The organism is Parafrigoribacterium soli, assembly GCF_040227235.1.
GTDB classification, from domain to species: domain Bacteria; phylum Actinomycetota; class Actinomycetes; order Actinomycetales; family Microbacteriaceae; genus Parafrigoribacterium_A; species Parafrigoribacterium_A soli.
In genome coordinates this window covers 787,420-798,369 of record NZ_JBELNZ010000001.1, presented here as the reverse complement: position 1 = coordinate 798,369, position 10,950 = coordinate 787,420, and the positions used below count along the sequence as shown (strand labels likewise).

Genomic DNA, 10,950 nt, shown 5'->3' with positions numbered 1-10,950 from the left:
GCCATGGGCGTGCCTGAAACCACCCAGCCGACCCGGCCGGCCTTTCCCTGGCTCGGCCTCGTCATCCTTGCTGTGGCGAGCTTCGTCTCGATCACGAGTGAATTCCTGCCCACGGGGCTCCTGCCGCAGATGGCGGACGGCCTCGGCGTCTCCGAATCGCGCATCGGGCTGCTCGTGAGCGTGTTCGCCGCCACAGTCGTGCTCACGGCGGCACCTCTCGCCGCGCTCACCGTACGTTTCCCGCGCAAGCACCTCGTCATGGTCGTACTCGTCGCCTATGCGCTCACGAATGTGCTCTGTGCGATTGCGCCCAACTTCGAGGTGATGCTCTTCGCGCGCGTGCTCGGCGGCGTTGCGAATGGTCTGTTCTGGGCGGTCGTTGGCGCATACACGGCCCATCTCGTCTCGGGTCCGCAACTCGCGCGGGCGGTTGCTGTCACCGGCACCGGTGGCGCGCTCGCGTTCATCCTCGGTGTGCCGGTGGGCACCGCGGTTGGACAGGCTCTCGGATGGCGAAGCGCCTTCACGATCGTCGCGATCGCCGTGCTCGTGCTGATCGTGCTCATCGCGCTGTTCCTGCCGGCGGTTAATCATCGCCCCACGCTGGCGACGGGCGAGATCCCGCTACCGGCCAAGCGCGATCCCTCGCTTCGCGCCGTTCTCCTGCTGTGCCTCATCACGACGGTGCTCATCACCGGGCAGAACATCTTCTACACCTTCATCGTTCCCTTCTTCACGACGGCAGCCGGGTTCCCGCCCGCCGCGGTCGCCCCGCTACTGCTCGGATACGGTCTCGGCGGAGCGGCCGGTCTGGCCATCGTCGGCCTTGTCGGACACCGCTATCCGCTCGGTGGGCTGCTCGTGGGCTTCGGCGTCGTGGCCCTGGCCGTGCTGCTCATGGGGGTGTTCCCGCTCGTCAGCTGGGTCGTCATCCTCGCCGTTCTGCTGTGGGGCGCGGCGATCGGCGGTGCGCCCGCACTCCTGCAGACCCGGCTTCTCGCAATCGTGTCGGTGCGACTTCGCGACGTATCGTCTGCCTACATGGCCACCTCCTTCAACATCGGAATCGGCGGCGGTGCCCTCATCGGCAGCATCCTGCACGACGCCTTCGGCGTGGGCGTGCTGCCGTTCGTCGACATCGCGTTCATCGCGCTCGGCCTGCTACTGATCGTGCTCACCGACCGCATCACGAGCGGCACGCACAACAGACCGGTTACGGAACGGCATGAGGGATGGCGCCAGAACGTCCGGCCGGTAGACTGATCCCGTCGCGACTGGCGTTGAGATGGGCAACCATCGGGGAGCGACAGCCCTCACCGGCCTCGCACCGGTCGAGAGCCCAGATTCGGCCGTACGCCTGGGCCGAACGGATACCGTTGTTTCTATCCGTTCGCGTCACAAGGAGCCGCCAGTGTCGAACCATCTACCCGCCCAGTTCACCGCGCCGCTCTCCGAAGTTGATCCGGAGATCGCCGAAGCCCTCGCGAACGAGTTGGCCCGCCAGCGCGGCACCCTCGAGATGATCGCGAGCGAGAACTTCGTTCCCCGCGCCGTGCTCGAGGCCCAAGGCTCCGTGCTCACCAACAAGTACGCGGAGGGCTACCCGGGCCGCCGCTATTACGGCGGCTGCGAGTTCGTGGATGTCGCCGAGACGCTCGCGATCGAGCGCGCGAAGAGCCTGTTCGGCGCCTCATTCGCGAACGTACAGCCGCACTCCGGCGCCTCGGCCAACGCGGCGGTGCTCTCCGCGATCGCGACGCCCGGCGACCGCATCCTCGGTCTCGAACTCGCCCACGGCGGCCACCTCACCCACGGCATGAAGCTCAACTTCTCGGGCAAGCTCTACGAGGCCCACACCTACGGCGTCGACCCGACGACGTTCCTCGTCGACGTGGACGTCGTGCGCCAGAAGGCGCTCGAGACCCGCCCGCAGGTGATCATCGCCGGCTGGTCGGCATACCCACGCCAGCTCGACTTCGCCGCGTTCCGTGCGATCGCCGACGAGGTGGGCGCGACGCTTTGGGTCGACATGGCGCACTTCGCCGGGCTCGTCGCCACCGGCCTGCATCCGTCCCCGGTGCCGCACGCACACATCACCTCGTCCACCGTGCACAAGACGATCGGCGGACCTCGCTCGGGCTTCATCCTGACCAACGACGCTGACATCCAGAAGAAGGTCAACTCGAACGTCTTCCCCGGCCAGCAGGGTGGCCCGCTCATGCACGTGATCGCCGCGAAGGCGACCGCGTTCAAGCTCGCCGCCGAGCCGGAGTTCAAGGACCGCCAGGAGCGCACCATCCGCGGCGCGCAGATCCTGGCCGAGCGCCTCACCGCCGCCGACGCGAAGGACGCGGGCATCGACGTCTTCACCGGCGGCACCGACGTGCACCTCGTGCTTGTCGACCTGCGGGGTTCCGCGATCCACGGGCAGGACGCCGAAGACATCCTGCACTCCGTCGGCATCACGGTGAACCGCAACTCGGTGCCGTTCGACCCGCGCCCGCCGATGACCCCGTCGGGCGTGCGGATCGGCACCCCGGCGCTCGCCACTCGCGGCTTCGGCGACGAGGAGTTCACGGAGGTCGCCGACATCATCGCGACCGCCCTCAAACCGACTCCGGATGTCGACGCCCTGCGCGCCCGCGTGCTGAAGCTCACCGACGGCTATCCGCTCTACCCGGGCCTCACCAGCCCCGGCACCTGGGCCTGACCGTCCCACACGGTCGCTGAGCTTGTCGAAGCGGGCCCCGTCGAAGCAGACCCCGGGCACTTCGACAAGCTCAGTGACCGAAGCGACTGACCGACAACGAACGAAGGAACACCAATGACCGCAACGAAACTCGACGGCGTCGCCACCGCATCCGCCGTGAAGGAAGAGCTCAAGGGGCGCATCGCCGCGCTCAAGGCGCGCGGGATCAACCCGGGTCTCGGCACGCTGCTCGTGGGGGAGGACCCGGGGTCGCTCTCCTACGTCGCGGGCAAGCACCGCGACTGCGCCGAGGTGGGCATCGAGTCGATCCGTGTCGACCTGCCGGCCACCGCGTCCGCCGACGACATCCGTGCCGCCATCACCGATCTGAATGAGAATCCCGCGGTGACCGGATACATCATCCAGCTGCCCCTGCCCGACGGCATCGACGAGAACGCGATGCTCGAACTCATGGACCCGGCCAAGGATGCGGACGGCCTGCACCCGACGAACCTCGGCCGCCTCGTGCTCGGCGTCTCGGGCGAGCTCGATTCGCCGCTGCCCTGCACGCCCGCCGGCATCGTCGAGATGCTCCAGCGCCAGGGCATCGCGATTTCCGGCCAGAAGGTCGTGGTCGTGGGCCGTGGCCTCACCGTCGGTCGCCCGCTCGGCCTGCTGCTCACCCGCAAGGGCCTCGACGCCACGGTCACGCTCGCTCACTCCCGCACGAAGAACCTCGCGGATGAGGTGCGCCAGGCAGACATCGTCGTCGCGGCGGTCGGCGTGCCAGCACTGATCAAGCCCGACTGGGTGAAGCCCGGCGCGGCCGTTCTCGACGTCGGAATCACCCGCGTGGTGAACGAGGAGACCGGCAAGGCGAGGCTGATCGGCGACGTCGACCCCGGCGTAGCCGAGGTCGCGGGATTCCTGTCACCGGTGCCGGGCGGCGTGGGCCCGATGACCCGTGCGATGCTGCTCGTCAACGTGGTGACCGCCGCCGAGCGCCTCTGACGCAGCCCAACTCCGCGCAGACCGCCTGCGTCTACTCACCATGAACTGCCGCCCAGCCTCCGGCCCGCACTACTCATCGGGATCAGATGACTTGTTTGCGCGCGAGCTTCGAAGTGCAGAAGCGAAGAAATATGCCGCTCCTCCGACTCCGACGACGATGAGCGCGAGGCCCACGATCTTCTGTGTAAGACCTTCATAAAAGACGACCTCGATCGCACCGATCACGGCGATTCCCGCCAGGCAAATTCCCGCTGCAGTGCGCATGGGCTAACACCGCCCTCCCTGGACCACGGCGGTGGTCGGGTTGTACCAGCGTGCTCCGAAGTGCGCCCATCCGGTGGTACGGTCCTGGATGCCACCCTTGAACAGGTACGGGTTCTGCTGTTCACCACCACCGCCACCGCCCGCGGTGAGGACCGCGGTGCCGTAGGGGTCGAAACTGTAGGCATACGCCATCCTCGCCGTCAGCCCAAGCACGAGAAGAAATTCTCCCGGTGGTTGCCTAGCTGTACTAGTCATCGCATTCTGTCTCCAGCGTCGTACGATTTGGGTATTCCGGATAGGCCGATGGTCGGTCCGTTCCGCACCTCCGTATTAACAAGTCGGCTGAATCACTGCCCACCATCAAGCAGTGCGATTGTGGCGCCGATGAGCAGCAGAAACGCAATAGCGTAAATTGCGATTGCGGCGTTGCGACGACTACGGGAAGCAGCCGTTCGTAGGCCTCCGGAGCCGGTCAGAGCAATGGCGCTGGCAGCGAAGATGAAAAGGACTGCGGTGATGAGAAGTCTGAACGAGAGTCCTGGCATGCTTCGGGTTCCTAACAGTTCGCGATATATCCAATAGCCGCAGTTATGACTCCGCCAGCTGCGAGAGTGATTCCCGCTGCAGCAGCGACGGCTCCAATGGGAAGACCAATGACTGTTGCATCAGGAATTTGCCCGAGCACTCCCACCACCACTCCAAACGCAGCGATCGCTATTCCTTCTCCGATGAGCTCTTTACACAAGAGCCCGCCGGGGTCGAGGTTGTTGAGGGGGTCGTCGCCGGCGTAGGCGTAGCGGTTGGCGTTGGCGGGGTTCAGGGGTGTGTCGAGGGTGTCTTGTTGGGTGAATCTGCCGGTGGTCGGGTTGTACCAGCGTGCTCCGAAGTGCGCCCATCCGGTGGTACGGTCCTGGATGCCACCCTTGAACAGGTACGGGTTCTGCTGTGCACCACCGCCACCATCTCCCGCGGTGAGGATCGCGGTGCCGTAGGGGTCGAAGCTGTAGGCGTACGCCTGGGTGGCGTAGTCGGTGATCAACGCGGCCGGGTTCCCGGCCCCTCTTGGCACGGTTTCTACCGTGCCGTCAGTCGGGTTAGGGCCGCGGCGAAAGGCTCGCCGCCTTCAACGTGTCCCGTGAAGATTTTCCTCGAACCGTCAATGTCGACCGTCATCCGCAACCACGCAGCTCGCCCGCTTCGCTTGTCGGTGCGGACCTCCCGCGAAATAACCTTGATAGAGGCGAGATTGTGAGTTGTTGGTGCACGTCGACCAAAGATGCGAAAGTGTCTCCGGGTCAGGATGCCGTCAGAGAGTTCGAGATCGTCAACACCGTTGAACCCCCACCAGCGGCCGGGCGAGAACCGGGCCGTTATCCGTGATTCACTCACAAGTACACCTCGTCACTCTGACTAGCTCGTGCTTCTCGACGCTGCCCAGACAAGGAGCCCGATCAGTGCCAAGCAGACCGCGGAAGCGATCACGCACAAAACAATGCGGGCCTCGAAGCCAAAGAACAGCGCTAGCGTAAGCGCGAGCACTGCCGACAGTCCATACAGGACGGTCGACCACACTTTCGCCCTACGCGTCATTCGCTGTGCTTGAGTAGCACGCATTACTTACTCCAATTAATAGACAACGAATGTAAAGCTCGACCGTCCCAGGAGCGTCTAGCCACCGGTCGGAACCTCTCTACTTTTCCCTAGACCCCTTGCTCGGCGCAGTTCGTGAAATCCCATACACAACGCCAGCGAGGATCAGTATGACCAAAGCTGCCAGCCCGAGCGGGAGAGACCTTGAAATGAAGGCCAAGATTCCTGCGGCGACAGCCATTACGGCACCCGCGAGGAGAAACAACCTGCCTAGCCTGCCAGCTCTATCTAGCTGCATGTCGAACTCGCCAGCAATCCGCCACCCACGACGCCGAGAAGGCTACCGCCCACCAATAGGCTGCCTCCAAGAGTGACCGGGGCCGTGAGAACGGTTCCAATGGCAACGACGCCCAACCCGATCTCGGTCACGATACCTCCCGCGCAGGCGAGGTCAGTGCCGGTGGGGTCGAGGTTGTTGAGGGGGTCTCCGCCGGCGTAGGCGTAGCGGTTGGCGTTGGCGGGCTCCGAAGTGCACCCATCCGGTGGTGCGGTCTTGGATGCCACCCTTGAACAGGTACGGGTTCTGCTGTGCACCACCCCCACCATCTCCCGCGGTGAGGATCGCGGTGCCGTAGGGGTCGAAGCTATAGGCGTAGGCCTGGGTGGCGTAGTCGGTGATCAACGCGGCCGGGTTCCCTGTTCCGTCGAACACATACAACGACTCGATACCGGAGGAGGTGCGCAGCATCAACGGTTGCCCGGCCACTGGATCGTGTTCCACGTAAGGACCTGTCCGCCTTGACTCTGCCCGGCGCCGTTACTCATCGGGATCAGATGATTTACTTGCGCGCGAGATTCGAATTGCCGAAACAAAGAAGTATGTGGCCCCTCCGGCTCCGACCACGATGAGCGCGAGTCCCACGATCTTCTGTGCAAGACCTTCATAGAAGAGGACCTCGATTACGCCGATTACCGCGATTCCCGCAAGGCAAATTCCTGCTGCAGTACGCATGGGCTAACACCGTTCTACTCGGTTCCATCCCTGCTCCTGATGAGCATTGCGAAGAGAATGATGCCAACTAGCGTCGTAGCCGCGCCGAGGATGGCGGTGATTTGAGTCGAACTTGCAAGCGACAAACCGAAAACGGTTGCTCCAATCGCTGCTCCTAATAATGCGAGTCCTCCCATGGCGCGTCGCTTCATTCTGTCGCGGCCTTTCCGCATACATACCCAGCATTCGCGGCCGCAGCAATGAAGAGCAAGCTCGCGCCCACCGTGGCGACAGTGTCGAGGCCTGCTGTGGGAAACTCAGCGAGTATTGCCGCCCCGGCGATCAGGCCCGAGCCAAGAACTTCAACAAGCGCCACGACACATTCGAAAAGCCCTTCTCCGCTGGGGTCGAGGTTGTTGAGTGGGTCGCCGCCTGCGTAGGCGTAGCGGTTGGCGTTGGCGGGGCTCAGGGGTGTGTCGAGGGTGTCTTGTTGGGTGAACCTGCCGGTGGTGGGGTTGTACCAGCGTGCTCCGAAGTGCACCCAGCCGGTGGTGCGGTCCTGGATGCCGCCCTTAAACAGGTACGGGTTCTGCTGTTCACCGCCGCCGCCGCCTCCTGCGGTGAGGATCGCGGTGCCGTAGGGGTCGAAGCTATAGGCGTAGGCCTGGGTGGCATAGTCGGTGATCAACGCGGCCGGGTTCCCTGTTCCGTCGAACACATACAACGACTCGATACCGGAGGAGGTGCGCAGCATCAGCGGTTGCCCGGTCACGGGATCGTGTTCCACATAGCCGGTCGCTGTGCCGTTGAGGATGACCTGTTCGACCACGGGCTGCCCTTGCTGATCAGGGCGCCCGTACACCAACGCGACACTGCCATGGGTCGGTGTCGTCTCCGACAGCACCTCGTTCTGCGAGGCCCCCGCGTAGGTGTAACTGTAGGTCCCACCAGAGCGGGTGACCGACGTCATCTGCTCCGCACCGTTGTAGGTGTTGGTGCCAGTCGTGTCGGCGGTCAGGTTTCCCGCTCCGTCGTAGCTATACCCGGTGGAGGTGATCTGGTTCGCGGCGTTCGCGGTGAACGTTTGACTGGACGGGGTCGCGCCGGTCACCGTCGCGGTGAGCCGGTTGCCGTTGGCGTCGTACGTGTATGCGTAGGTGTTCGCGCCGGTGCCACCGGACTGGGTAGCGCCGGTCAGGCGCCCGCCCGCGTCATAGCTGTAGGCGGTGACCTGGCCGCTGAGATTGTCTTTCGACCACTGCAGTTTGCTGTGATCACTCGCCGTGGCCGACCCGCAGGTCGGTGCGGGCGTCGCGGAGTTGTAGCAGTAGGTCACATCCATCACCGTCGTGTTGCTGGTCGACGATGGCCCGGTTTGGGCGATGACCTCCGTCACTCGCCCCGTGGTGTCATGGTTCGTGTGGGTGTGGGCCGACCAGTAGGCGTGGGTGGGGTCGGTTTGCAGCCACTCGTCGGTGCGGCGACCGCGGTTGTCGGTGGCGAACCCCAGAACCTGCGTTCCCGCATTGTGCACGTAGGTGATCTGCGTCGGGGTGCCTGAGGTATCGAACGCGTTCGTGGTCGTGCCGCGTGAATCGGTGGTGGTCAACAGGTTGGATGCCTTGTCGTACCCGTAGTTGATGGTTCCCCCGGCAACAGTGTTGCGCCGTGCGGTGAGCCGTCCGAGCTGGTCATACGTGTAGGTTGTCGTGCCGAGACCATCGACCCGGCTGGTGATCCGGCCCGCATGGTCGTAGGTGTTGACCACCGAATGGGTGGAACCCGAGAACGTCGTCGACAGCAACCGGTCAATCTTGTCGTAACCGTAGGTGACCGTCACCCCTGTACCGTCCGTAGTCGTCGCGACCCGGCCGAACCCGTCATAGGTGGTCGACTTCACCCCGAGCGAGGTGCCGGTCGGCGGGGTGACCGTGACCAACTGGTGGTTGCTGTTGTATCCGTAGCTGGTCACGTTCGTGCCCTTCCCCGGCGCTGCCGCCGTCGCGACCGTGCCATCCGTGTTGTACGTCAACGTCGCGGTCGCCGCCAACGCGGTGTTCTGACTGGTGAGCGCATTACCGGCCCCGTTATAGGTGAACGTGGTGGAGTTGCCCGCATCATCCGTGGTCGACGAGGGAAGGTACTGAGAAGCGGCTGACGTGTTCGCGTACGCAGCGGTGTTTGTCGCCCCGCCCGGCGCTGCCACGGAGGTCAACGACTGCCCGGAATTCGCACCATACGTCGCCGTCGTCGTGCCCGCTGAAGTGCCCGTGCCGCTGGTCGCCGTCGCCACCGCCAGGTTCGCCGGATTGTAGGTCGCAGCACGCTGGCGCCCCATCGGATCGGTCACGCTCGACACCAGGAATCCGGTGCCGATCGTGTAGGTGGTGTGCGGCCCGGCCGAAATCCCGGTGCCGGTCGACGTATCCGGACCCGCCATCAGCGTTTGCGTGCCCGACGGGTAACTCAGCCGAGTCGTCGAGGTGCCCGGAGAGCCTGAACTCGTATTCAGCTGGTCGACCTGCACCACCTTTCCGGTCGAACCATACGAGATGTTCGTCACCGCGCCGGCGGCCGACGTGATCGAGGTGATCCGCCCGCCGTAGTAAGTGAACGTCGTGCTCTGCCCCTCCGCATCCACAAAACTGGTCAGGTTCGAGTTGCTGTCTTTCACATACTTCACATTGCGGGTCAGCGCACCATTCGCCTGCGAAATCGTGGTGGTGTGAGTGGACGTCGAGTACGACACGGTGGCGGTTCTGGCAGCTGACGGTCCTGCCGGAGCGACCACCGTCGTCGGCGCCCCGCCCGAATTGGTGATGGCCACAGCGTTGCCGTTCTTATCCGTCACCGAGGTGGGGCTGCCGTCACCATCGATGGTCACCACCGTGCGGCTCGTCAGATAGGTCAAGGTGTACCCGGTCACCGCCCCACCGGACACCGTGGCGACCAGGCTCGCGTTCAACCCGGCAGGAGAAGTGAACGCGGTCGCCGACCCCGCCACCGGAACGAACAACCAGGTCGAACCATCACCACCGGTATACGCCACACCGCCCGTCGCCGTCGCGAGACCACCGGTACCGGCGAACCCGAACGTCCAACCGTTCGCGGTCAGATTCGACACCGAACCGGTGTTCGAGGCGCGCGAGTTGAACGTCGCACCGATCGGAACATCCGCATTCACGCCCCGCAACGTAAACCCACGAGTCGTCACCTCCAGATTGCCGGTCGCAACATCCACGGACGCGCTCACCTGGTCGCTGATGGGAAACGGTAGCCGAGTCGCACTCGGCCGGTTCCCCGTCACCCCGAACGGACCAGACGCCGTCGGCATAGCCGCGTACGCCGGCGACGCAAGGCCCACCAGAGTGATAGTCAGGGCAACAGTCACCCCGAACGTGACCGCGTACCGAGAACGCGCATTGACACGGCGAACCCACAGAGCATCCATCTGAGCCTCCACAAACGACAACCATCGAATGTGCGCAGAGACATGACAAGTCGGGGATGAGAGTCGGAGCGCCGCCAACTGACCATGGGAATCAGATGCGGCCTCCGCATCCGATTTTCACGGAAGTGAGCAAAGCGAACCTACGCTCACGTCCACACCCCGTCAAGGGGTAAATATGGGGCGACTATTCGCCGACGTAGCCCGTGGCGCAGGTGGTGCCGCTCGTGTCGCTGGGAAGCCACCCGGGCACGTCCTTGAGGTCGGCTTTCGTGGCGAGGTCGGTCATGGTGATCGTGCATCCCTCGATGGTGGCGTTCGAGTCAGGCTGCACGGCGAAGCCGTAGAGACCGTAGCGCCACTTGCTGAGGTCGGGGGTGCCGTCGTCGCTGTCGAATTCGGCGATGCCGTGTGCGGTGCCTGACTTCGACCACGAATAGGTGCCGATGCAGCCGTCCGCGCTCGGTGGGTCAACGATTCCGGCACCGCTGGCCGCCTTGGCGCTGAAGTTGCTGCCGAGGTAGAGGTCGAGTGGCGAGACGAACATCTGTCCCTGCGTCGTGCTCGTCAGGTCGAGGCGCAGCAGCGTGCTGCCGTTGGCGACCATGGTGTCGTGCGTGATCGGAGTGCCACCGACGCCATCCCCGCACTGCTCGAGAAACTCGTCGACGAGGGCGCCGGCCTTGGTCTGGTCGCTCGCCGCCACCGGGGCATGGGCGTCGAGTCGGATGCCGATGGTCGAGCCGCCCGAACTGCGCACCTTCGCGGAGATGGTGAACAACAGGTCTGCCGGTGGGGCAGGGCTCGGGGTCGCGGAGGGCGTCGGCGCATGGCTGGCTGCGGTGGGCTTAGGTGCCGTCTTCTGCGGAGAGCCGGCCGCGCATCCGCTGAGCAGAACCGCAATGCAGGCGGCCGCGAGGAATCCGATCGATGCCTTGGCGAGCTGCGGCCTCACGA

Annotated in this window: 9 protein-coding genes and 1 riboswitch; of the genes, 3 read left to right on the top strand and 6 right to left on the bottom strand. The window is 64.6% G+C overall.

The features are described from left to right. Positions 1 to 3 precede the first annotated feature (3 nt). The 3 genes from ABUA37_RS03905 to ABUA37_RS03895 all read left to right on the top strand — a co-directional run bounded on the left by ABUA37_RS03905 (position 4) and on the right by ABUA37_RS03895 (position 3,700). Positions 4 to 1,263, top strand: coding sequence for an MFS transporter (locus ABUA37_RS03905; RefSeq protein ID WP_349897800.1), 1,260 nt, complete (start codon positions 4 to 6; stop codon positions 1,261 to 1,263). Next, positions 1,261 to 1,370, top strand: a riboswitch (ZMP/ZTP riboswitch). (Overlaps the previous gene by 3 nt.) A gap of 41 nt (positions 1,371 to 1,411) precedes the next feature. After that, on the top strand, positions 1,412 to 2,710 hold the full coding sequence (glyA, locus tag ABUA37_RS03900) for a serine hydroxymethyltransferase (protein ID WP_349897799.1): 1,299 nt from the start codon (positions 1,412 to 1,414) through the stop codon (positions 2,708 to 2,710). Positions 2,711 to 2,824: 114 nt separating this feature from the next. Next, positions 2,825 to 3,700, top strand: coding sequence for a bifunctional methylenetetrahydrofolate dehydrogenase/methenyltetrahydrofolate cyclohydrolase (locus tag ABUA37_RS03895; protein WP_349897798.1), 876 nt, complete (start codon positions 2,825 to 2,827; stop codon positions 3,698 to 3,700). Between the two features lie 69 nt (positions 3,701 to 3,769). On the opposite strand, the gene ABUA37_RS03890 is transcribed toward ABUA37_RS03895, so the two are convergent. From ABUA37_RS03890 to ABUA37_RS03865, 6 genes are all read right to left on the bottom strand, one after another. Then, positions 3,770 to 3,964 (bottom strand): hypothetical protein, encoded by a 195-nt coding sequence (locus ABUA37_RS03890; RefSeq protein ID WP_349897797.1) that lies wholly within the window; start codon positions 3,962 to 3,964, stop codon positions 3,770 to 3,772. Between the two features lie 3 nt (positions 3,965 to 3,967). After that, entirely contained in the window at positions 3,968 to 4,219 is a 252-nt protein-coding gene (locus ABUA37_RS03885) for an RHS repeat-associated core domain-containing protein (protein WP_349897796.1), read from the bottom strand. Positions 4,220 to 4,520: 301 nt separating this feature from the next. Next, positions 4,521 to 5,033 carry an RHS repeat-associated core domain-containing protein gene (locus ABUA37_RS03880; protein ID WP_349897795.1) on the bottom strand — a complete coding sequence of 171 codons (513 nt, stop codon included), beginning with the start codon at positions 5,031 to 5,033 and terminating at the stop codon, positions 4,521 to 4,523. 972 nt (positions 5,034 to 6,005) lie between these two features. Then, positions 6,006 to 6,335, bottom strand: a complete 330-nt coding sequence (locus ABUA37_RS03875; protein WP_349897794.1) for a hypothetical protein — start codon at positions 6,333 to 6,335, stop codon at positions 6,006 to 6,008. Between the two features lie 418 nt (positions 6,336 to 6,753). Then, positions 6,754 to 9,729 carry an RHS repeat domain-containing protein gene (locus tag ABUA37_RS03870; protein WP_349897793.1) on the bottom strand — a complete coding sequence of 992 codons (2,976 nt, stop codon included), beginning with the start codon at positions 9,727 to 9,729 and terminating at the stop codon, positions 6,754 to 6,756. A 451-nt stretch (positions 9,730 to 10,180) separates the two neighbouring features. After that, on the bottom strand, positions 10,181 to 10,948 hold the full coding sequence (locus ABUA37_RS03865) for a hypothetical protein (protein WP_349897792.1): 768 nt from the start codon (positions 10,946 to 10,948) through the stop codon (positions 10,181 to 10,183). Between the last annotated feature and the right edge of the window lie 2 nt (positions 10,949 to 10,950).

Excerpts from the sequence above, each read along its gene's own strand:
- ABUA37_RS03890 (WP_349897797.1), bottom strand. The coding sequence starts at position 3,964 with ATGCGCACTGCAGCGGGAATTTGCCTGGCGGGAATCGCCGTGATCGGT.
- ABUA37_RS03885 (WP_349897796.1), bottom strand. The coding sequence starts at position 4,219 with ATGACTAGTACAGCTAGGCAACCACCGGGAGAATTTCTTCTCGTGCTT.
- ABUA37_RS03895 (WP_349897798.1), top strand. The coding sequence starts at position 2,825 with ATGACCGCAACGAAACTCGACGGCGTCGCCACCGCATCCGCCGTGAAG.
- ABUA37_RS03905 (WP_349897800.1), top strand. The coding sequence starts at position 4 with ATGGGCGTGCCTGAAACCACCCAGCCGACCCGGCCGGCCTTTCCCTGG.